Raw genomic sequence first — 22796 nt, forward strand, 5'->3', positions numbered from 1 at the left:
GATGCAGGAAAATACAAATAGCTCGAATCATCAAGCAATAAAACATTTTAGAATAATTAATGATGATATCAAATTCTGTCAAAGAAAACTGTCAGATTTAATATCCCCGTATAATAAACCTCTTGCCTCAATTTTGCCTGAAGAAAGGCAGGTAGAGCAAACTTTATTATTTGATGAGGGCATAGATATAGATGAGCATTACGATCGCCTAAGGGGTTGGGAAGGTTCTATATCAAAAATTAAAATTCGGAATTGGTTAAATCAGTTTGATACACCCTTAGAGAAAAATATAGCACATTTATTATTAAGTAAAATTCAGTTTTTTTCAAGCGATAAAATAGAAATCGCTACTCGTAGGTTACAAGAAAAGTTACTGCAATTTTTAATGGAAGAAGATAGGCTTCGTCAAGCTTTTTTTTCTGTGTCCAAGCCGGCTGTTAAGAATGAAGCTGAATTCCAAAAATGGCTGCGAAACAAAATAATTCGATATGCTATGTTACCGTCACCTACTGACACATCTGTAGAGAGCCAGCATAGGCTTTGGAGCATTTACGAGAGGTCAGCTCTTACTACTACCAGTTCACAGGGAGAAAAGAAGTTTAAACTTCTAAAAGAATATTTTGAAGCTAGAAAAGGTGAACCAGAAAACTCTGTTTTTGTATTTATGGACTACACAAATGGTTCTGGAAATCAGCTAACTAAATGTATTCGGGAAATTAATAAACTTCTAGCGGAATATCCTGCATATCAAAATTCTTTTTTTGTTTTTATGTATGTTGTCCAATCAAAATCATTTAGCTTGGATAGTATAGAATTTGCTCCGTCCAGAAGTGATACCCTCTTCTATGAGGAAATGCTTGACTACAAAAATTCTGAAATTATAGAACTTTTGACTAGCTATAGAATTTCTACAGATGAATATGATGCTTTTATAGAAAAATACTGCCTACGCGCCTCAGGAAAACTATCTGCAGGCTACCGTGAGTCAGGAGCCTTAACTTGTCATCATTATAGTTGCCCCAATAATACCTTACCTTTTTTTCATAAATCTAGTCAAAACTGGGAGCCATTGTTCAGAACTAGCCAGACCCCCAGTGCAACGCGCTATAAGCAGGGACAAAAATGAAATTCCTTAGTTAGAATTTCTTTCTTGAGCGTAGTCAACAAACATCAGGCACTGTCTCCAGGTCGTCGGAGTACCATAAACGGATTTGCAGACTCAATTTGATGATTGGGGTATTGTCTCTGGGCGGCTGCTACAGCTGCAATCCACTCAGGATGGTCATCTTGCCATAATGGATGGCGCAAGATTCGGATTCGCCGAGAACTTTGGTGAACAAATCCAATCAACGTTCCAAAATGCGTTGGTGAACTATAACCTAAACGCTGCAACGAAGCGGGAATAGGTGCATTAGCTCCTTGAATTAATCTCAGCCAAGGATTAGGGTAACTGCTCCAAGGGGTATGCAAATCAATAGTTGCCGAAGCATCAGATACTAATCGCGCCATATCTAAAGCAAGTCGCCAATCTAAAATTCCGTGGTAAGGTAGATTTCGGTAATCCCGCAAACATAAATTACATGACGTATCACAATCCCCCTCGTGCTTTGGAGATAACCATTTCCACGCAATGCTATTTTGAATAGCACAGTCAGCTTGAGCCAGAAGATTTTGAAACTCCTGTGGCTGTGCCAAAAAGCGGCAGTATCCCGCACCATTTTCTAGCCGATCGCACAAAAATGCTTGACCAATCACCATTCCCGATTGATCCTTTAGCGAGCGAAATCCAGCCTGTAACTCTTGCGAATCAATATCCAAGAGCGCGCCTGCCGCTACCCGTAACCAAAAAGCAAAGGAATACCAAGCAGCACGCCCTTCTACTGTTGTTGGTGGCGCAAAAACTCCATTTTGCCAATAATTAAAATTAACTAACAAAATGTCTGTCTTACGTTTAGACAACAGTGCAATACGATAACAAGCACCTGATGTCCTCACAGAATCATTATTTGTAGCGATCGCATACGCTCCTGGTTTCGGTTGTCCGTAAATCCTGACCGTTTCGTAAAAATCAAACCCACCTTCACCACCATTATCATTGATAGAAATAATATTTTCATAAAAATCAGACACTGAGGCGTTAGTATTTGCAATTGCTGAAGATTGTGGCACATTAGCTCTTACACTTAACGATGGTCGAGTAGAGCGTGGTTGCCACTCAAATTGTCCATCAAAGTCTTCAGGATTTAAGTCAGCAAAAAATCCTTTGGGTTCTCGTGCGTCTAAATAACGCAGTTCATTCGCACCACAAACCGGACAGTGAGTTTTTTGCGCTTCTTGACCACCAGGAGGAGGCTGATTTAGTCCAGTGTGGGGAAATACCACTGCTTGACAGTTACCACATAGTCCTACAGATTCATTACCATTAGGTAGTGCAGGAAATAACCCAGGAGCAGAAACCACTGTATTACCTTGAGGATACAATTCAACTACACCACAAGCATTATGAACCGCTTTATCTTTAACAGTTTGCGACTTTGGAGCAAATTGGCTAAGGGCAATATCTAAATCCCGATCTACCACTCCCGTTTCTGGTGGCCACGGTTCGGGAGAAAAGGGCCAACTGGTGTAAAGCAAGCGGACTCGCGTAGGAAAGCCAAACATGGGTAATAAACCAGCATTTGCCAAACGCTCACTCAGCTTATTTTGAGTGTATGAGGGGTCGTTAACAACATTATTAATACGCGGTATGAGATTATTACGTAAATCAGCAAGCATCTGGGCGTCACCTGCATGGGGTAAGTTAGTTTCAACCCTTAAAGCCGCTAAAACTGCTAAAATGTTTGATTCATTTGCTAGATTATTCAACCAAGCAGCAATTTCTGGTTCGTAGTTACTCCAATCACTGACAGAACCAAATTCACCATGTACGCTATCATTACCATCATTGGTTAACCCAACACCTATTGCTTGCAAGCTTGATTTTGCTATGGGGAATGCTTGTCTCAACACCTCCTTAACTAGAACTCGCTCAAAAATTTGTTGACTTCTCATATCCACATAAGGCGGCGGTGGCGGATCGCCTGTCATACTTTCTAGACGTTGGAAGTAGAAATCATCATGGCTTCTTCCTCGACAAAAAGTAACGGCTAAAGAAACACCCGCAGCCCGTCTTCCGGCTCGCCCCACCCTTTGTTGATAGTTGAAGCGACGGGGAGGCATATTCGCCATCATTACTGCTAATAGCGAACCAATATCGACCCCTGCTTCCATTGTGGTTGTTACGCTTAACAGATCAATCCCTTGAACGCGAGGAATTTCCTGATTGATGAAAATGTCCTGAAACCATCTTTGGCGTTTAGTGCGATCGCCCCGATCAGTTTGTCCAGTCAATTCAGCAGCATTCATGCGGAAAGGCTGACCTGCTTCTTCTGAAAGGTAAGTATAGTAATCAAAGTCTGTAGTTGTTGTGTCAGATATTAATGGTTGAACAAGTGCATTAGAACGGCGATCGCTATTACAAACCGGACAAATTCCAGATGCTTGATGGAGATAGAATGCATTACAGCGATTACAACGATATCCAGGGCGAGAACCATTGTTATTTCTTTGCGGCGGTGGGACTAGATAGAGACTATTGGGATTGAGGTTCAAACTATTACCACCAGAAATTCCCACTTGTGATTGTAGTAATTGTTGCCGTATATCTTCTGGAATTATACCAGCACGCTCAATATACCTTTTAGCAAAACCGGGTAAATCAGTATTTTGACCAGGGTAAAACGTATTGCTACTAAAATTATGTAGTTTTCTAATCCCTAATTCTCGGATCGCTGCATCAACTGCCTCAATAACTCTGGATGGAGGATTTCCTTGAGATTGATAGCTAACCCAACCCTGTCCTAGCCCCTCTAATGTCCGAGCAATATGAGGAAAAAGAGCATACATTAATTCTTCAGTTAGCCTTGCTTCCATTACACCAATATGACGATTTTGCTCATTGGTGAGTGGGAAAACTGGCGTTACAGGGTTTACTGCCCAGTTATAGCAATCAAACCAAGGTTGCCTTTGTCGCCCACGTCCTTGCCCCATAATATAGTAAAGAATATCTAGGCTTGAACCTCCAGGGCAAATACCATATTCCAGTAGGGTATCTCGAACTTTTTGTCGCAATTCCAATAGGCGAACACGAGATGGATAACGTTGTAGTAAAGCCATCCATTCGTTATAAGCTTGTTGATTGTTGGGGGGCAAACCCATAATCCAGAAAGATGCTTCAGCTACTAATGTTTGGTTAGCATTAGTAAATCGGTTACGCCCAATTGTGTCGTTAGTCTGTGTTGGTTGAGTGACAGCAGCATGAAGATTGGAATTCAAAGCCTGTAACTGAGTTAAAATCGCTTGGTTAGCACCACAAGTAACCCGCAAAAACGATACAAGGTCTTGCCAATATTCATTGAAAGATTGAATTAATATTGAGCGAGCCATGTCACGATAATGATCTCGCTCCATCCCTGCAGCCAATTTAGCAGCATCTTGACGACTATCCGAGAAAATAACTAGCTTTTGAGAGGAGCGACTTTGCTGCGTTGGGTTTGCAGGTGCTGGCATTTCTCGAAGCAAACCACTGGCTAGTACCTGGCAAGCTTTCTGAAAGCCAGTGCGATGGAAGCGAAGAGGAGTAGGAAATTTTTCTCTCCTTCCGTAGTCAGCATCACAACGGGGACACTTCGTTGGTAACGCTCGTTCTTCTGGATGATTACCCACGACTTGGTACGCCCACCCTGGTATTTCATCAGGCTGAGGTGCGCTACTATTTTGTACTAGTACGCCTGTAGTCCGGTTGAGCTTTGCACGAACCCATTTGCGTTTTATCCTGTCAACAGTCCAGTCTACACTTTGAGGTTGGGTGTCCCAAGGTGGTGTATCCCAAGGTAAAGGCCAAAACACTCGATAATTTCCGTGGCGTTGACTCAGCGTAATATTATCAGGAATTCCCTCTAAATCTGGTTGGTCTGGTGTAATAATTTCTACGTTAGTATTGCCTTGCTTACGAGCTATCCTGTAGCCTCCAACAAGAACCTCTCCGCAGACTTCACATACAATCAAATCTAAAACGCGAGAACCACAGGAGCAACTAAGGCAATGGGTTGCGTGAATCGCTCCAATAGTGGGGCGATTTTGATTATTTTGATTATTTTGTCTAAGGGTTTGATCGACTCCTGGGTCGTTACAATCAGGATTACAACAAGCCCAAAGGTTTTGTAAATTGTGGAAGAATAAATGTCCTCGCACTGGTTGCGGCGATCGCCCATCAGCCTTTTGAGACATTGCCAATGCTAGAAGTAATCCTCGCATTGCATCCGATACAAAACCACTCCCTACAGCACCTGGGAAAAGTTGACGGTCTAAATCTGTAGGGTTATTTGCGTCTGTTACTTTTGTTGCTCGAACTGTAGGATTATTCGTAGGCTGAACCAGGCAATCAACTTCTTGACAGGCATCTCGCATTGCATCTGAAGCGCCAACTCTTACTAAAGCTTCTGCCAAAGCTTGCTTTACAGTCAATCCAGAAGTTTGAGTTTGTCCTAGCTGAGTTGCTAGATTCAGCATTGCATTCCGTATCTCAGTTGCTTTTTGCGTATTGCTGTCTGGATCGTCAGGTTGCGTCATTGGGTTGAGCGGATCGGCTTGCATTGCTTGTGCAAACTGAGCAAAAGCATTTGCGTAGGAAGAAAGGGAAAATCTCGCTCCTTTCTTTGGAGCTTTTTGCGTTCCGGTAATAAACTCAAAATTATCCCTTCCAAAAAATTCCCGTAAAAACGTTCTTCCTTGAGGCGAGTCATCCAAACTAGCAGTAGTCGTCAGAATTCGTAGTTTAGGTGAATTAGATGTTAAACCCAGACGGGAATACAGTAGTCTCAGGATATAAGCAACTTCTGTCCCTGGTGTTCCCCGATAAGCGTGAAGTTCGTCAATAATCAGGAAAAATTGGCGCTCTGGATGATTTGGTTCACCCAACCAATCACGAGTTGCATCAAATATATTATCTTCAATGCTCCGCATCATCATGATGTTGAGCATCGAGTAGTTAGTAATCAAAATATCTGGCGGGCTTTGTTGCATATCCCATCGAGAGCACATCTCACCACCATCTAGTCGCGGAAAGTAGTAGGGCAAATCCGGTATATGCTGAAGTAAAGACGGATTGTTTTGTATAACTGTATCTACTTGTAGCCGTTGCTGCTCAATCTCTCTTAACTCATTCCTAAGTCGCCGGACGCTATCTGGTTTTTCTTCTCCAGAAACAGGGGTTTGTCCTGTATAGCGACCAAAAGTAATTCTGTTGTTATCTCGTGATTGATTCAACCAATTGTGTACTGAGGGCGCTTCAAGAGCTTTTCTCAACCTACGCAACTGGTCTTCGACCAGGGCATTGAGGGGATAAAGTATCAAGGCGCGGAGGGCTTTGGGTCGGCGTGTGTGGTTCCATTGAGAAACTCGGTTTCCATTACCATTCCACCAATGATGATTAGTAGGTGCTGATTGATTGGGATCCCAAGTTCTAGATTCATTTGCTAGTTGTGCTATCAGTGGTAACAAAAAGCACTCTGTTTTTCCTGAACCAGTACCTGTTGTGACGACTATATCTCGTTGGTTAACCAAAACTTGATACAAACTTTCCCACTGATGTTGATAAAGGGGAACTCCTGGATCGAAAACCTCTCGTCCCAAGTGTGCCAAATCTTGGTATTCAGAGGGCAATTGATTGGCGGAGGCTGACAAATTCATTCCCGATGAGGGGTAAATGGGAACTGGCTCAACTAAAGGAGGCTGGCTTAAAATACCTGGTTGCTGTAGGAGGCGATCGCGTTCTTCAGCCAAAGCGCGATAACGTAGCGGAAATGCGCTTTTAATATAAAGTTGATAGATCCGGTCAAGTCTTTGATACGCGCCTAATAGGTCATGCATAAGTAAATTCCTTGCTAACTTTGACGTTAAGTTTGTTGCTCAGTTGACACACTACTTCTAGTTGAACGTTGTCATAAAGCAAGTAAGAGCTTTGAAAAATTGGTAGTTTTCCCGATGCCAATACCAGTACGCGTTCATAAATTTCGGGCCACCTTTGTAATATAGGTACTGCCAAACGTTCTGTATTCACATCGTAATAAACAATACATTCCTGTCCATTGTACTGTAATGAAAGAAATCGAAGACCGTACCAGTCGCCTTGTAGCCAGCTATCACTTTCTCTATCATAAAAAAGTGTATAGAAAGGGCGAGTGCTTATTCCTTGTTTCCACATTTGGTACATACCAGTTTCAGTGGGAAAAAGACACTCAACAAAATTATTCCTGTCAAAATACTTCCACTCATAGAAACTTGGTACAATTCCTTGTAGATTTCTGAGGCTTTGCTTCCAAGCTTCCAGTGTAGGCAAAATACTAGCTAGGTGCTTTGATACTTCACCTACATTGGTAAGAGAATACCCACTACTGTTATGTTGAAGCAAATTAAAGAATATGGCAGGGTCATTTAGCTGAAGATAAACACAAGGAGGCGCTTCTCCCGTTGCTTGATTGCTAAACTCTAACTTCGTGTACTGTTCCAGTAACCGAAGTAAATTTATATTTCTTTGACCACAAAGTATAAATTTTTGACAATCTGATTTTGACGCAATTTTAACAAGAGTAGTAGGTGCAGTAGACCACCGTAAACCGTTTAATGAAGTCTCAATATGTCCAAGTAACCTCAGTCTTCGTAAAATCTTTTTAGGTTCTTTAAGATTCAGCACATCGCAAGCTTTTTTGAAAGATTCCCAAGTTCCACTGCCAAAAGCGGAAAGCCAGTAGAGCAGTTGTTCGTAACAGTGTGAGAGAGACTGAATTTCGACGAGTAATACGTCATTAGCAGGTGATAATGGTGTAAAGTCAAATGGATGCTCATAAATCACCTTTTGTATGAGTTGGTAAGGAATTGGGTTCGTATAATCATGAACATCATGGGTCGCACCTACCATTGGTTTAATTTGTTCATAGGTGAAGTTGAAGTCTCCTCGTACTGCTGGAAATTTGAAAAATGGTAGTTGTAGTAAATTTGAAGTATTTACATCTGGAGGAATTGCTCCTATTTGCTCGCTTTCAATAGCAAGAAAAAAGTAAAACTCCTTTCTTGATTTGGCTCCTTTTTCTATGCGTAAAAGAGGTATATATTGACTGACATAATGTTCCTGAACTTTTTTAGAAATTTGTTCTACAAGTTCTTTAGGATTTCCCTTATATTTATATCCTTTGTACCAACGGACTCGTGTCATGATGTAGTTGCTTAAATCTCAATAGGCTCAGTAATTGGCTTAATTACAGTGCCACATATATGATGCCCACAACCAACAGGAATAACTTCATGGCACTTCAGTTTTTCTATAGAAAGACTACTCCAATCAACTATCCTGACAAAACGTTCAGTTGATTCATTCCCACAAGTCGCTTGAATTAGGAAGTCACCTGAACTGGGAAAGTCCACTAAAGTTGGAGTGTTCGTATTTTGCAACTTATCCAGTATCTGGGAATTATCTGATACTTGAGTTATTTTTAACTTAGCCGTGGTGTAAAAGCCAAAGACAGTTACCTGAAGGCTGTAGCCTTGCAGCCATACATTTTGTTTGGGTACACGCAATCCACCTGAAATACTGATAGATAGGCGGGTACTTGGTTGTAAAGCATCCTTGAGTTCTGGATTTTTGATAAAAACTCCATCCCACGCCTGCGATACTACCATGCAGTGGTGAAGCTCTACCCAATTTGAATTGTCAAAGATAGGTTGGGCTTCTCCATACCAATCTATTAAACGCTCATCTCGCAAACGGTTGATATCAGAAAGTAACTCTTTTTTACATAACAAAATAAACTGAGTACCAAGTGATGGTTGTCCCCAAGTAGCATATGCTCCAGTGTCAGGGTCATCTGGATCTGGAATTAATATCCAGAAGTTACGAGAAGGCAAAACTAGAGAATCAAGCTCTGGTGGAAAAGTAATTGGGTATTTAGCACCACATTCCAATTCCTTTATTTTGAGTAGACATTCCAAAGGAAAATACCAACCGGGACGTTCATTTCTTAGCTGGTAAACATTGTTATCTTCATACTGAACTTGTACTAGTTCTAGCTGTCGTCCACGTATCTGCCTAGGATAAAGGTAGTAATTTACTTCGCCTAAAAATGGGTCTTCAGTACGATATAAGCCAACAAAAATATGACGGCTCCAACTTTGTACTTCTGTTCTTTGCTTAACAGAGAAACTATTATCCTGCCACTGCTCGTAAATTTCGTGAATGGCTTCGGCAACTGCTTCATAACGTTCTCTGTTGTTCGTTAGCAATTCTTTCAGGTGTTTAGGTAATCGTGGCGCTTCGCGACGGACATTCGTAAATAGAGACATAGCATCCCACGGTGCTGTCCATTGCTTATCACTAAATAGCTGCATCAGTCGGTTTTTATCAGCACGCCGAAGCAGAGATTGAGAAATTGGATAATTAATGTATGTAGTTCGTCCCCCACGACCTCTGTATGCTGAAGCCATAAATCCATTAGCCATTAACCAACGATTCCAATACAGCCACAAAGGTTCTTCTGCATCAGAACCAGATTTCATACCCGGTGGACGGCCCTTATCGATTGTAGGCAAACCCAATACCGCTCGCAAACGCTTTAAATAATTCTCTTCTGAGATTTCTTCTTCATCTGCCATCTCATTAGCAGCTAATACCATTGCTCCTAAAAAAGCGACTCCTTGCGGTAAGCCATCAGCACCCACTGGTCGCAATTTGCTTAAATTCACGTATCCTTCAACAATAACCTTTTGCTTAACAGCTATACGAAAGTCGTTACTCCAGCTACCATCTGTAAACTTTTGGTTAAGTTTTGAACCAAGACGTTCTAGGAGTTCGTCGTCAACACTCAAATATACTTTTGTACCGCGTGATATACCACTGGTAAAGTAAGTTACTAAAGCTTGGTTCCAATCTTTATAGCTTGCCATTGATGCTTAAGCCTATAGCTTTTCCTGTGTAAAGGTTTGGTCTTCTAAGGCGTTGCTCAAAATCATTTCTGGTTTACGCAACAATTTCCCAAAAATAATGATAATTAAGCACAATTTAACTGAAAAAATTTTGTGTTGCAAGTCAGTCTCTGAAAATTCTGTGTTGTACGTAGCTAAGTGGTTACAATCTCCGTTATAAAATTTTTGGCTTCAGTTTTCAGATATTTGTTATAATAAAATTATAAAAATCTACAAAAATTATTAAACAAACGGGTAAAATGTTTAGTATGGGGCTGTTTGTTGCCCGTACTTAAAACAACACAAAAAATATCTACTTCTTGCTATTCCTACTGTGTACATACACGCTGTTAAATCGTTCCCTGAGAAAACTAGACTCATCTTCCCAAACCAAAGCCCTACACTGGGTGCTTATAATTAACGGATATAACCAGTTTCACGGAAAAACTTACGTAAGTCGGCAAAATAGCTGTTGCGAGCGCTTCCTTTATATGCCTGTCTCACTTGTACCCAACCGTCTTCGCCTCGATCCAACATATACCGATGTGCTAAGGTTTATCATAATCATTATCTTTCGCGAGGGGGTTTGCGATCAAAAACAGTTTTGCCTGCACGAATGATTTTTAGACGAACATTTTTATACTGGTAGTCTTGTGCTTTTTCGTAGGAGATTTCTGCCCGGACATTACCCGATTGTCTGGTTATAGTTCCTGCCGTGGCAGGTGCAGAAAACACGGCAGCCACGGTCAAAAGCCCTAAAGCGATGAGAGAGTTCCAAATTGGACGAACAAATAGCGATCGCACTGAGTGTTGTACGTACCTCGTTCTACTTTATACAACACTTCAGAGATTAATATCGAAAAATTGCTGCTACAGGCGCACTAAACGGAATTTGTTCCGAGCCAATAGTATAAACTGTACCACCGTTAAGCACAGTGTAGGCAGCAGCAAAATCCAGTAAATCGTCATCACCAGTTTCTTCTTCTTGATGCAAGAAAACTGTATTTGAGGAAGGGTCAAACAATCCCCATTGCTCCTGGTTAGCCGCAACTATCAAAGAATCAATTCTTTGGTAATAAGCTGCGGGGATGATTTCTTTTAGATCGTTAGAGGCTTTGCCAGTGTTGGAACCATAAAGCATATTAAATCTTTCCACAACTTCTTGCTGCGATTGATAAAATAGAGGCTCAACAATTGGCCAAGCTCGTTCGTGCAACTGGTCTGCACTCATAATTTCTTGATTTCCAGAGATACCATCTTCGATTAAATGCTGGTAAGTATTTGCCTCTCTGTACAATGGCATCAAGTACTCTACCCCGGCTAGCATCAAAGGCGCTGTTTGATTTCGGAGTTTCTCTTCCAATGCACCGTTAACAGCATGGAAGAATTGCAAAATACTTTCTTGATGCTTATCTCTGTCAGGGCTACCCTGTCCGTGAAACGATCCTGGTTGTTGAGAAGAATTAGCAGTTCCTCCTTTTGAGGTTGCAATACGGAACTGACCGTCTTGGGCAGTGTCATCGTAGTTAAGGGCTTCATCCAAGCTCTTCGGTATATTTTCTACCTCAACCTCTTGAAGATTATAGCGATCGCCCTCAAAGAATCGTACATCTTTTTGACTCAAAGCCAAGAGATAAAAACGCCCATCGCCATTTAAAATTGGCAACAGTGGCTTAATATGAAATCGGTCTGTTACCACAACCATTTCATCAAATTCTAGAGGCAAGGTATAGTAGCGAAAAACATCATTAGAAATAAAAACTGCCAGTCCTTGGTCTCCTGTTTGCTCCCAAAAATCCGTGCAATCGAGTGAATGGGATTGCGCTAGTAATGCAACAGCATCACTATGTTCAATACCAGCCTCAATTAAGCGAGCTTCTGCATCTTTCACCAAGTTTTTAAACCGAATAGAGTTTTGTCTCACCTCCGGTCCGGCTGTTTGCATTGGCATATAAATTGAAACACAATTTTGTTTTGGCAGTTCTAGTAATGTTTTGATTTCCTCTCTAGAAATTAATGTCATGCTATATACCTCCTAAGAATGAGAAAGCACATACCAAAACAGACCGTTAGTATTCCATCAGTCTGATAGGATGTTTTTCCCAAATGACTCAATCTGGTTTTATTTCACGTCAAATAAGGCAAATTTTCATCTTTCTTATGGTAGGCAATAGATATAAAACTAACCATGTCAGCAAAACTGTTCGGTTTTGAGAGCAGGTTTGAGAGTGATGAGAAGCAGAGTAAGCAATGGTGAGCTTCCTACCTACTTGTTTAGGCAAACTTTTGGCGGAAAGAGAGTCAGTAAATGATAAAGTTTAACAAATTAAGCTTAACTTACTAAACTTGTCTTGTGTCTGTAGGAAGAAGGGTGCAATAATTTCATCAGTTTTTGCTGGACTAGCCCAATTTTGATAATGAAGTAAAAAATGGCTAGAGAGAAATACGGTTAAGTTGTTAACCGTATTTTTTTACTACATTAAGAGACTTCTAAATAAAAAACTTTTTTCCGACTACACTCACCTATCTTCTGGTAATTTTTAATCTTTAAGCAGATCTCCAGATAATTAAGGGATGTCCAAGAAATAAATTATCCATCTTGTGGTACCTGATATCTTGCACCTACACCCTAGAAGGGTGAGGCTATACAAACGAAGCCTACCTACGCAGGCTAGAATTTCTACTTTTTGGTATTGTTGAGAAAAATATATGTTTATTAAAAACGCAAAAACTCAGTATTAATACTTTGGTGCAAGATGTGAGGTACGGGCTTCTAGCCCGTCACTTACAAAGAACGGGCTAGAAGCCCCGCAGTCGCACGCCACTTGCTACAACGGGGGGAACCCAGAGCAGTCGCCTCAACGGGGGGCTTTGGGGTCCCCTCTGGGGTTGGGGGGAGACCCCCCTATCTCAGAGCCGGAGACGCTACGCGAACGGGTTCACCAGTCCCCTGGGCGTGGGAAACCCCTCGGGGTTCGCCAGTTCCTTACGGCGGGAAACTCGCCGTAAGGAACTGGTCTCACCGCCTACAGGGCTGGATTCACCGCACGGCGCTGCTCTCCGTACCACAAGAGAAAGTTGATTATTTTTTTATCTGGAAGTCCCTAATTATGTAAAAATCTTGGTAGGGGCGCAACGCCTTGCGCCCTTGTATCTATTTATCCCCACAGAAGCGAAGATAGGAGATGACGGTGTTTTGGTTAAATATTAGTCGTATCCGAGTGAATATGCTTTGAGTTGATAACTAAATTACCTTTGCCTTGCCTGGTAAACCCCAAAGTCACGCGCTTCATAATCCAATGCAACACTGCTAGTACTCCAAAAGTAATAGCAATAATGACTAAAGGTTGCTTACCCAAAATTTCTTCTATACCCTTGGTTAGTACGGTATCCAATTGAGTGACAAAATCCCAACTATTAAAGCGCAAGAATCGTCCCCAATACACACCAACAGCACACAGGGCATGAGTTACCATTTCAACCCCTAAAATCCATTGGCTTTTGCCTATCCTATGTAGGTAATAACCTAAGTTGATTAGGGATATAACATAAGCTTCAAATCCTGCTAGGATGACTAATAGATACAATGGAATAAGTACGAGGGTAATCATCCATACTGATTGGATTGTACGGATGTCATCTATCAAATGGATGATATCGGTTAACAAGTAAGGTGCATTAGGTAGAAAAGCAAAGAAAACCAGGAATCCAAGCCACCAAACCCAAGATCTTCCTCGTTTAATGCGAAATAACCAAACACTCAAAGCCAAGGGTATAAATGCCAGAAATAGATTCCAAGTCATCCAACGCATATTGATTTGCAGGACTTGTATGACTCTCAGTATCAATTCAATCAGTTCCTCTTTCATAGCTGCTTCCTGAAAAACGTATAAAGGGATTGGGGACTGGGGATTGGGGACTGGGGATTGGGAAAACTATCCTCTTGCCAATCACAAACACAATTTAGTAGTTGGTTTCACAAATTTTAACTTCTGATATATTGTCTTGACACTGGCTGTTATACATACTTCATCACTTCTTGATTAAGTTCCTGAAAGATCGTCAACGAAGCATAACTCGACTGCGAGGACCGATTGTTTGTTTGGGTGTCGATATTTTTTTATCGCATTGGGTTGAATTTTTTATGTTGTTTCTCGAACATATACCGGAAGCAAGGGCAGAGGGGTCAGTTTGATTCGTGTTTAGGAAATTTCCATTGCTAAATTCTACTTGAGGCAAAGTAGAGGGGGATGGAGAATTTGTTTCGTTGACATCTATGGTGGGGATTGAAGAAGGAATCTCATTGTTGTTGTCAACAATCGGTGTGCTCGGTGTCTGTGCGGGATTGCTAACGCTAGGTGTGTTTGGTGTCTGTGCGGGATTGCTAACGCTAGGCGTGCTCGGTGTCTGTGCGGGATTGCTAACGCTAGGCGTGTTCGGTGTCTGTGCGGGATTGCTAACGCTAGGCGTGTTCGGTGTCTGTGCGGGATTACTAACGCTAGGCGTGTTCGGCGTTGGTGCGGGATTGCTAACTGGTGGTGGAGTAGTGGGTGGTAGGGTAGGATTGCTAATAACTGGTGGTGGGGGCGGTGGTGTGGGTGTGGGATTTGTAGGAGGTTGTGGGGATGGTGGCGTAGGATTGCTGACTATTGGTGTGGCGTCTGCAGGTACTTTAATCGTCAATCTCACTAGAGGACTATTTGTCATTTTGAGAGAGGTGACGCTTGGTTTACCAGGTATATCGGATCTGAAATCAAAGACTGTGGGGCTTTGACCGCCGTTGCGATCGCTATATCGAGGTCCTTGTCCGTTAACTTCAAATTTTCCTTGGTATTGCTGTCCTGTTTTTGGATCGGTTACTACGCCTGTGTAAAAAGCTTTTGTCAGTCCAAATTCATCTTGGACGACACCTTGAAACTTGGTTCCTGGAATTTTGCCTTGGTAGATATAAGCCTCTAACTGACCGCCTGATAGTGCGGGTGAAGAGAGAATGCCATCTAATGAGATGACGGGAATTCCTTTGAAGTCAACGTAGTACCCCAGGCTACCATCAGCGCGTGTTTGAACTTTAACAAATTGGGATGTGTATATAGGAACATAATTGGGGTTTTGTTTGGTTCCTATATTTCTCATATAAGTACCGTTGGTGTCGGTATCTATACGGGTGACTCTGTTATTGAAGTTGGGGTTAAAGCTAGGAAGTTGAATCGTGCCTGAGAGTGTGCCGGTGCTTTGAATTGTTAGTTGTGCGATGACTTTGGAGGTTTCAAAACCAATGATGGCTGATGTTAGGCTGCAACTGCTAATGAGGAGCAATCCTAATTTGGAGATTTTGTTTTTTGAACCGCAGATGAACGCGGACGGACGCGGATAGTTGGAATTTATGTTTATTTGCGGGTATGGGAGATTGTTTTGTTGAATTGGTTTTTGACCAGACGGTTGGAGGTGCATTGGGAATGTGTTACTGAATTATTAAGTTATAAAAGTCACGTCTGATTCTATAGGAAGTGTTGGGCTTCCCCTTAGTTTGCTGCTGATTGTGTAAGTAGTATTTAAGGTACTTGATTCTATTTACACAAGTATGAAATTAAAACCGGAAGGTTGCTCTTACTGTTCCAATAACTAAAGTGTCGTTAGCTGAGTTGTGGTCTGGGTTGAAGAGAAGTAGTAATCCGGGAGTAATTGATAAATACTCGTTTAATTGAGCGCGATAAAACAGTTCTAAGTGTAATGTACTGTCGTTGCGTCCTCCTGGTGTTCCTCCTTCGGAGAAGTTGGGAAGGTTGTATCCTTCTGGTAAGGTGCTAGAGGTGATTTTGGGTGGTTGACCGATGAGAATTCCTCCGAGATTACCTTGGCGAAGTAAGTTGGGAAATGCCGCAAATACCATCCAGTTGTTTGTTTTTACGCTTCCAGAGAGGTCTTCTGGATTGGAAAAAGTCCAGCCTCCCCAACCACCTAACTGAAAGTTGGGATTGATGCGCCATGCTACTGTTGCTCCTACAGCATGGGTGTTGAAGGCGACGGGTGGTGCAAAAGGAGAGATTAATTGAGCATCTCCAATACCGCTTCCTAGTAAGCCATCGGGTGAGTGGGAGTAAAGGTAGTGAACTCCTATATCAATATTGTTGGTTGGTGCAAGGCTTAACTGAGCACCAGCTGTATATCTACCACCAAATAGTCCTGCAGCTTGACTGTTACTGGGAAAACTGGGAATTTCAGCACTGTAAACTCCTTGTAAACTAATGCGATCGCTTATTTGCCAATCAAACCCTATGCCACCCGTACCATTACCGATTGCCAAAATAGGATTGCGCTGACCAAATAGAGAGATAGCGCCTTCTCCAGAACCTTCTAAAGGGTTGATACCACGGAAGGTATTGGTTGGGTTAACACCTGCTGTACCAACGACAATGCCAAAGTTATCAGAGACAGGAAATCGGTAAGACAACTCGTTGAGCACTAAATCTTTGTCTGTATCTAGTTCATAACCCAAGCGTCCCATGTTGGTAAAAACATATGGTGCATTAGAGCCTAAGTTTCCTGCAGTTAAACCAGTTAATAGTAAATCTCTTCCCGCGAACGAAGTCGCAAGTGTTAACTGTAGGTTACTTGCAAATGTGAAATTTGTTTGTGCGCTCCGTTCTGGTACACCGTCTCTTGGAAATAAGTCAATCTCAGCTTCATTGGAGCCTTGTAAGCTAAAAATGACTTGTCCAACTAGTTTAGTGGTTGTAGAAAACTGATTTTCTGCTATTTGCGATGTTCGACCTTCCAAAGAAGTCACGCGCTCTTGAATCGCGTTTAACTCCGCCTGAAATTCTAATTGCAACTTTTCTAGGAGAATTAAGTCCTCGTTAGTTAGAGTATTTTCGGTACTCTTGCCAATCAATTCGTCGATCTTCTCCAAGCAAGCTGCTAATCCCGCAGCAAATTCATAACGATTGATAGCTCGATCGCCTTGATAAGTGCGATCGGAATACCCTGCAATACAGCCATAGCGTTCTACTAAAGATTGCAAAGCACTAAAAGCCCAATCAGAAGGTTGAATATCACCCAGTTGCGACACAGATGTGACTTGTGACATCGGATCTTCTGTCCGTGTTTCTACTGCTTGTACTAGACTGTAGGGGGTTTGAGGATGTTTTTTTTCAGTAATTTTATTAGTTATTTTTTTAGTTTCTATTTTTATAGCTAACGAGGTAAATTGAGAACTACCATTAAGTGGCATAAATTCGGGTGGAGTCATTTCAGGAGATAGAATAACTTGAGTTACCCGATCGATTACTGATTGCTCCATCCCATCTTTTACTTTAACTAGTGGCTGCTCTGGTACTTTTGGGAAAGATGGTTGCCCTGCTGCAAACATACCTGTCATTAGCAGACTAATATTGCTCATTGTATTTAAAATGTAAATAAAGACTTACATTCCTTTTGACAAGTGCAACCTTTATAAAACCGGAATATTTCTTATTAAGAATTAGTCATATAGCAATCAAATTTAATTTATGAAAAAATCTCATTCCTATAGGATGAGTATTGTCTACTTAAAGTTTTATATAGTAAGTAATACCCATCTATATGCATTTAAAAAATAAATAGATTTCTATATAGGGAATAGTATTAAGTAGTATTTTTAGGTCGATTTTTCTGATAAATTCTATTCTGTAGATAGTCTAAATAGGAGTTAATATTAAACGCGATTAAATACTGAAAGTTCTTCTATAGGAGAAGCAAGCTTGTCCAACGATTTAGGTTCTTGTTGAGGATATAGAGCCGATTTCTGTTCAGCAGACACACTTGCTGATGTCTCTTCAGGAACGTCCATGTTAAGGATAGCAGTAGGCGCGTTTGTAAGAAATTGAACTCCACCTGCCACTTCACGATATGGACGGTTTTGAAGGTAATTGAGCAATGAATCACGTTGTTGCTCAGTCAGAAAATAAACTTTTTGTTGAACTTTTGCCATAACTTTCTACGTGTTTGTCCTTATGATGTGGATTTTGCTGAGAAAGTGTTACTCGAAGACTTTCTCCATCAAGTATTTAACGACTCAAGCAGTGTTGTAATCCGTGAAATAACGGAAATTTTCAGAAGAGCCTTTTGGCGATCGCGTAGCGTCTCCGTAATCACAAATCAAATAGGAGTCCTATAGTTAGCGCCCTTTGTGACGACCTACTTGTAGGTGCTAAGCTCATTCTGGCTGGTTACAGTACTTATTTAAATCTGATGCTGCACCATCTAACTGCTTGGCTGCACCTGCAGCTGCTGTCAAGGCTGTATCGATATCGCCTCTTGCCTTTTGAATTCTGACTCGACCTTCTGATGAGTTTTTTGCTATCTTGGCAGAACCTAAAGCTTGACCTGCTTTCGCAATGGATTTGCTTACAGTCTCAAACACCTTGACAAAACGGTTCCGAAATTCCTCCAACTTCGGATCTTTGAAGTTCTGTTCTTCGATCTCTTTACTCACAGCTTGCAAATCTTTTGAGAGTTGTATGCTGGTCGTAACCTGCTGAGCTTTGTTCTTATCGATCAGCTCGGTTCCTTTGTTAACCACTTCCATCAACCGTTGACACTGATTGACTTTGCTTTCATTGCAAGCGGTTATTAGAAAAGCAATACTCAAGCTAACAGGAAAAATAACAGTATATTTACGTAAGATAAGCATATTTAGTCTCGTTATATATCAAACCCAGATAATAATACCCAAAGATTTAACCGTTCTTACCATTATTCCTGTGATTGTTACAAATTCACGCTTTAATTACGAATTACGAATTACAAATTACGAATTGGTATAAATCCCCCCCCATAGCATTGAATTCTAAAGAAAATCTAAGCTTAACTAGAAGTTTATAGATATCGCATAATCTGTCTAAAGAAAATCGTTAAATTACGGATACACAATCGTGTTGGCTTTTATTTCATACTCAAGATGGATGCATGGGATATTTCAACCCCATCCAGCAATGCATATTCCAGATGGCTTTTTGAATTTACCTGTTATTCTTGTCACTTGGGCGATCGCGATCGCACTCATTGTAGTTTCGCTGTCGAAGTCGCAAGCAGAATACCAAGAACGAGCTGTACCCTTGATGGGCGTCTGTGCGGCTTTTATATTTGCTGCTCAGATGATCAATTTCCCTATTCCTGGAGGGACATCCGGGCATCTTTTGGGCGGTACTTTAGCGGGGGCTTTATTAGGTCCTTGGGCTGGTTCCTTAGTGATGGTAGCCGTCTTTATTGTCCAAAGCGTCTTTTTCCAAGATGGCGGTTTGACAGTATTGGGAGCCAATATCTTGAATATGGGCCTAATTGGGACATTTGCAGGTTATTACTTATACAAAGCCATTAGAGTCGCTATAGGTCGAAATAAACTGTCAGGTATGGTGGTTGGTGCGGCTGTTGCAGCTTGGACAAGTGTAGTTATAGCCTCTCTTGTCTGTGCAGTGCAACTGGCTATATCTGGAACAGTTCCATTATCAGTAGCATTGACAGCAATGGTAACTTGGCACGTGCTTATTGGTATAGGTGAAGCCGCAATCACCGTCATCGCACTTTCGTTTATTTGGCGGACTCGACCGGATCTGCTCTACGATCCCCCACGCAAATCTGTTGTCTCTCGACCTTTGTCTCCATATCAATAACGATTAGAGAGTAATTTGAGAAATCTTATGAGCCACAATATGATACGCGATCGCAATCGAGCATTTGTCATAGCAGGTTTGGGTGTCGCCCTACTGATTGCAATTTTCCTCTCTCCTTTTGCCAGTAAAGATCCCGACGGGTTGGATCGAGTCTCGCAGGATCTCAAATTTGAGAATAAAGCAGTTGAAGATGCACCAGCTAAAAAGCTTCCCTTCCACTCTTTATTTGACGAATACGCTCTTAGAGGTGTCCCCGAAGGCATAGCTACCCCTATAGCTGGGTTGGTGGGAACTCTAGCAACTTTTGGTTTGGCTTGGGGAATCGGCAAACTTGTTGTCCGTGGTTCGAGTTCACCTCACCCAGAGTATGATGATTCTAACGAAGTATGAAGTATAAAGTGTGAAGGACAAAGTAAAGTAAAAATCGTTAGATGCTGCTGCATATTGGGGCAATAGCTCTTGATGTCGATAGTAAAAAAGTTACACTTTGGCACAAACTCGCTCCTCGTACTCGCATCCTATGTACGTTGATGCTCGTTTTTGCCACTGTTATCACCCCTAATGGACATTGGTGGACTTGGTTAATTTATGGCTTGGCTGTGGTAAGCGTCATATTACTCAGTCAAGTGACTCTCGGCGTTCTATTAAAACGGTTAGCTGTTGAGTTTGGGTTTGTTGGTGTCGTACTTCTAGGAACTTTATTTCGTAGAGGCGGTAGGGTACTTTGGGCTTGGGGTCCTTTACAAATCACTACCTTGGGGCTGATTATTTTAGGTAGTGTAATGTTTAAAACATTACTGTCACTGTTGATGTTAAATTTGCTGACTTTAACAACTTCAGTACCATCGCTTCTCAATGCTTTGATTGAACTGAGAATCCCACCACTGTTAGTAGCAATTTTGGCATCAATGTATCGCTATATTAACGTTTTGATTAACGAGTTTAACACCATGAGGCGAGCAGCAGCATCTCGCAACCTCATGAATAGCAACCGTACTATCAGGTTAGTTGTTGGCAACACAATTGGATCTCTGTTTATCCGCACTTACGAGCGAGGTAACCGCATTCATCAAGCAATGCTCTCACGCGGTTATCAAGGAGTCCCACCTATAGAACAAGTACCCCAGGGCGGACGACTTGATGTAATAGCTCTTACCACAACGTTCCTTGTGTCACTTTTTGGACAAGTTATTTATTTAGTTAGTAATGCATCATAATCCAGTTACTATTACAAATCTTAGCTATACGTATCCTGATGGGACTCAAGCCCTTAAAGGAATTAATCTATTTATCAAACCAGGAGAACGAGTTGCATTAATTGGGGCAAATGGGTCGGGAAAATCTACTTTGCAGTATCACCTCAATGGTATTATCTTACCTCAAGAAGGAGAGATAACGATTGGTGAGTGGGTTGTAAAACCTGAAAATTTGCGAGAAATTCGGAATTTTGTAGGACTGGTATTTCAAAATCCAGATAACCAGTTATTTATGCCAACAGTATGGGAAGATGTTGCTTTTGGTCCAATGAATTTGGGCTTGCGAGATATGGAACTCAAAGAGCAAGTTCTTCAAGCAATGGCTGCAGTTGATATCGATCCCGAATGGTACGGACAACGCAATACTGATAATTTGTCTGGGGGTGAAAAAAAACGTGTTGCGATCGCAGGCGTTTTAGCTATGAATCCGCAAGTTTTGGTATTTGATGAACCTTCCGCTCAATTAGATCCGCGCTCGCGCCGTCAGTTAATAGATTTACTACAAACTCTACCTCTAACTCAACTGATTGCCACTCACGATTTAGATTTAGCCTTAGAGCTTTGTTCGCGTACTATTGTATTAAGTAGGGGACAAATTGTGTTTGATGGTCAGACGGAGAAGGTGATGAACGATTCGGAATTTTTGCAGGCTCATGCTCTAGAACCACCTTTAAGTTACAGCCGTCCTTATTGTCTCATTGAACACAGTCAAAACAGACCTCACCCCTCTCCTACAAGGAGAGGAGCTTCAAATCCTGATTATAACCCTAATAACTACAGCTAAAATTAAAAGATTCCTTTTTAAAAGGAGCGCCTACAGTAGAACGAGCTATACCAGGCGGTAGTCGTCGCATCATAGTGTGTGCTACTCCCCCGACCCCTCTCCTCGTAGGAAAGGGGAGTATTATTATCCTAGCGTCAACACTCCAGAAGGCATATCAACAACAAGTCGTCGAGTTGTAAGCCATTGACGACCGAGTAAAACTTCTGTTAAACCTTGTCCAATATGTACAGGTATTTGAAATTCTTGAGAATCAATTCGTACTTTACCTAAATATAAGTCAAATACTGCTTCTCCCCTCGCAGTAAACATCTCCTGCTGTTTTATATATATCCAACTAAATCCATCTATGTCTTGATTATTAATAGCTAAATAGCTAGAAAAGCCAGTATCAAAAAGTGCATCAGTTGGGAATTCTAAATTTTTAGATGCCAATAAATCAATCTCAAAAAACAAAGCATCCTCTACACCGAAAAATCCAGTTATCATATAGTTCCACAAACTCCGGTTTCATTGATGCGGAAAGTATGTAACTTACAAGAAGGATATTTTTCATGCGCTTTTAATGCTCCAGCCATTTCATCCTTATCAATAAAATATTCACCACTCAATGGCTCAATTGTGATGTACCAATTGTAGTGAGTTTGCATTAACTCTGGCTTTACACGGTCAAAAATAACTTGACAGCGTTTGCGGATTTCCTCACGCTCAGTTCTCCATTGTGCTTGTTGTTCAGAAGTCCATTGAATTTCAGGGAATATTCTTCCTCTTCTAGCTGTGCGGGTTGGCTTGGTTTCTGTCATAATTATCACCGCTGTTTATACATATATTAATATTAAAACATTTTGTCTCATAAAATAATGAGGCGCAGGTATACGAATTTTGTCTGGGAAATGTATCAAAGTGCTTTGGATCGGAGTATGCCATTTACGATAGTGGCGAGGTTTCTTCTTCACGGATGCCAAATACTCACCTAAATTTTGTGCATCGGGTAATGGAAATTCAAGGAGAGCGCCACAAGCTCAAGAAAGGTTCCAGTACTACCACTGAATATGA

The 22796-nt window shown here is 41.4% G+C and carries 17 protein-coding genes; 5 read left to right on the plus strand and 12 right to left on the minus strand.

Annotation, left to right across the window (positions count from 1 at the left end; genetic code table 11):
• Position 1 precedes the first annotated feature (1 nt).
• A complete protein-coding gene (locus ACKTT2_RS40605; RefSeq protein ID WP_407897185.1) occupies positions 2-1126 on the plus strand; it encodes a phosphoribosyltransferase-like protein in 1125 nt (374 codons plus the stop codon).
• 44 nt (positions 1127-1170) lie between these two features.
• Here the strand turns inward: ACKTT2_RS40605 and ACKTT2_RS40610 are convergent, their stop codons facing one another.
• The 10 genes from ACKTT2_RS40610 to ACKTT2_RS40655 all read right to left on the minus strand — a co-directional run bounded on the left by ACKTT2_RS40610 (position 1171) and on the right by ACKTT2_RS40655 (position 18724).
• Positions 1171-6969: a DEAD/DEAH box helicase gene (locus ACKTT2_RS40610; RefSeq protein WP_407897187.1), complete on the minus strand. Its 5799-nt coding sequence runs from the start codon at positions 6967-6969 to the stop codon at positions 1171-1173.
• On the minus strand, positions 6962-8311 hold the full coding sequence (locus ACKTT2_RS40615) for a hypothetical protein (protein WP_407897189.1): 1350 nt from the start codon (positions 8309-8311) through the stop codon (positions 6962-6964). The genes ACKTT2_RS40610 and ACKTT2_RS40615 overlap by 8 nt, the downstream gene beginning before the upstream one ends.
• Positions 8312-8322: 11 nt before the next feature.
• Entirely contained in the window at positions 8323-10035 is a 1713-nt protein-coding gene (locus tag ACKTT2_RS40620) for a hypothetical protein (RefSeq protein WP_407897191.1), read from the minus strand.
• Positions 10036-10620: 585 nt separating this feature from the next.
• Complete coding sequence (locus ACKTT2_RS40625; protein WP_407897193.1) at positions 10621-10857, minus strand: hypothetical protein; 237 nt, start codon at positions 10855-10857, stop codon at positions 10621-10623.
• Positions 10858-10903: 46 nt separating this feature from the next.
• Entirely contained in the window at positions 10904-12076 is a 1173-nt protein-coding gene (locus ACKTT2_RS40630; RefSeq protein WP_407897195.1) for a baeRF7 domain-containing protein, read from the minus strand.
• 1177 nt (positions 12077-13253) lie between these two features.
• The gene (locus tag ACKTT2_RS40635; protein WP_407897197.1) at positions 13254-13922 is read right to left on the minus strand and encodes a DUF1361 domain-containing protein; all 669 of its coding nucleotides are present in this window, start codon (positions 13920-13922) and stop codon (positions 13254-13256) included.
• A gap of 193 nt (positions 13923-14115) precedes the next feature.
• Positions 14116-15504: a RodZ family helix-turn-helix domain-containing protein gene (locus ACKTT2_RS40640; RefSeq protein ID WP_407897199.1), complete on the minus strand. Its 1389-nt coding sequence runs from the start codon at positions 15502-15504 to the stop codon at positions 14116-14118.
• A gap of 136 nt (positions 15505-15640) precedes the next feature.
• Complete coding sequence (locus ACKTT2_RS40645; protein WP_407897201.1) at positions 15641-17452, minus strand: iron uptake porin; 1812 nt, start codon at positions 17450-17452, stop codon at positions 15641-15643.
• 294 nt (positions 17453-17746) lie between these two features.
• Entirely contained in the window at positions 17747-18022 is a 276-nt protein-coding gene (locus ACKTT2_RS40650; RefSeq protein ID WP_407897203.1) for a hypothetical protein, read from the minus strand.
• A gap of 225 nt (positions 18023-18247) precedes the next feature.
• Entirely contained in the window at positions 18248-18724 is a 477-nt protein-coding gene (locus tag ACKTT2_RS40655) for a hypothetical protein (RefSeq protein ID WP_407897205.1), read from the minus strand.
• 241 nt (positions 18725-18965) lie between these two features.
• On the opposite strand from ACKTT2_RS40655, the gene cbiM reads away from it, so the two are divergent.
• From cbiM to ACKTT2_RS40675, 4 genes are read left to right on the plus strand one after another with little or no spacing between them, the layout of a single operon-like run.
• Positions 18966-19703, plus strand: coding sequence for a cobalt transporter CbiM (gene cbiM / locus ACKTT2_RS40660; protein WP_407897207.1), 738 nt, complete (start codon positions 18966-18968; stop codon positions 19701-19703).
• A 27-nt stretch (positions 19704-19730) separates the two neighbouring features.
• Positions 19731-20093 carry a PDGLE domain-containing protein gene (locus ACKTT2_RS40665; protein ID WP_407897209.1) on the plus strand — a complete coding sequence of 121 codons (363 nt, stop codon included), beginning with the start codon at positions 19731-19733 and terminating at the stop codon, positions 20091-20093.
• 41 nt (positions 20094-20134) lie between these two features.
• On the plus strand, positions 20135-20920 hold the full coding sequence (gene cbiQ, locus ACKTT2_RS40670; RefSeq protein WP_407897211.1) for a cobalt ECF transporter T component CbiQ: 786 nt from the start codon (positions 20135-20137) through the stop codon (positions 20918-20920).
• A complete protein-coding gene (locus ACKTT2_RS40675) occupies positions 20910-21743 on the plus strand; it encodes an energy-coupling factor ABC transporter ATP-binding protein (protein ID WP_407897213.1) in 834 nt (277 codons plus the stop codon). Before cbiQ ends, ACKTT2_RS40675 begins: the two co-directional genes overlap by 11 nt.
• 123 nt (positions 21744-21866) lie before the next feature.
• On the opposite strand, the gene ACKTT2_RS40680 is transcribed toward ACKTT2_RS40675, so the two are convergent.
• Positions 21867-22229, minus strand: a complete 363-nt coding sequence (locus ACKTT2_RS40680; RefSeq protein ID WP_407897215.1) for an aspartyl protease — start codon at positions 22227-22229, stop codon at positions 21867-21869.
• Positions 22226-22543 carry a hypothetical protein gene (locus tag ACKTT2_RS40685; protein WP_407897217.1) on the minus strand — a complete coding sequence of 106 codons (318 nt, stop codon included), beginning with the start codon at positions 22541-22543 and terminating at the stop codon, positions 22226-22228. The genes ACKTT2_RS40680 and ACKTT2_RS40685 overlap by 4 nt, the downstream gene beginning before the upstream one ends.
• Between the last annotated feature and the right edge of the window lie 253 nt (positions 22544-22796).

The organism is Scytonema hankhaensis NUACC26 (genome assembly GCF_045865695.1).
In the GTDB taxonomy this organism is placed as follows: Bacteria; Cyanobacteriota; Cyanobacteriia; order Cyanobacteriales; family Nostocaceae; genus Scytonema.

Coding starts and splice junctions, on each gene's coding strand:
- ACKTT2_RS40605 (WP_407897185.1), top strand. CDS start 2: ATGCAGGAAAATACAAATAGCTCGAATCATCAAGCAATAAAACATTTT.
- ACKTT2_RS40610 (WP_407897187.1), bottom strand. CDS start 6,969: ATGCATGACCTATTAGGCGCGTATCAAAGACTTGACCGGATCTATCAA.
- ACKTT2_RS40615 (WP_407897189.1), bottom strand. CDS start 8,311: ATGACACGAGTCCGTTGGTACAAAGGATATAAATATAAGGGAAATCCT.
- ACKTT2_RS40620 (WP_407897191.1), bottom strand. CDS start 10,035: ATGGCAAGCTATAAAGATTGGAACCAAGCTTTAGTAACTTACTTTACC.
- ACKTT2_RS40630 (WP_407897195.1), bottom strand. CDS start 12,076: ATGACATTAATTTCTAGAGAGGAAATCAAAACATTACTAGAACTGCCA.
- ACKTT2_RS40635 (WP_407897197.1), bottom strand. CDS start 13,922: ATGAAAGAGGAACTGATTGAATTGATACTGAGAGTCATACAAGTCCTG.
- ACKTT2_RS40640 (WP_407897199.1), bottom strand. CDS start 15,504: ATGCACCTCCAACCGTCTGGTCAAAAACCAATTCAACAAAACAATCTC.
- ACKTT2_RS40645 (WP_407897201.1), bottom strand. CDS start 17,452: ATGAGCAATATTAGTCTGCTAATGACAGGTATGTTTGCAGCAGGGCAA.
- ACKTT2_RS40650 (WP_407897203.1), bottom strand. CDS start 18,022: ATGGCAAAAGTTCAACAAAAAGTTTATTTTCTGACTGAGCAACAACGT.
- ACKTT2_RS40655 (WP_407897205.1), bottom strand. CDS start 18,724: ATGCTTATCTTACGTAAATATACTGTTATTTTTCCTGTTAGCTTGAGT.
- ACKTT2_RS40665 (WP_407897209.1), top strand. CDS start 19,731: ATGAGCCACAATATGATACGCGATCGCAATCGAGCATTTGTCATAGCA.
- cbiQ (WP_407897211.1), top strand. CDS start 20,135: ATGCTGCTGCATATTGGGGCAATAGCTCTTGATGTCGATAGTAAAAAA.
- ACKTT2_RS40675 (WP_407897213.1), top strand. CDS start 20,910: ATGCATCATAATCCAGTTACTATTACAAATCTTAGCTATACGTATCCT.
- ACKTT2_RS40680 (WP_407897215.1), bottom strand. CDS start 22,229: ATGATAACTGGATTTTTCGGTGTAGAGGATGCTTTGTTTTTTGAGATT.
- ACKTT2_RS40685 (WP_407897217.1), bottom strand. CDS start 22,543: ATGACAGAAACCAAGCCAACCCGCACAGCTAGAAGAGGAAGAATATTC.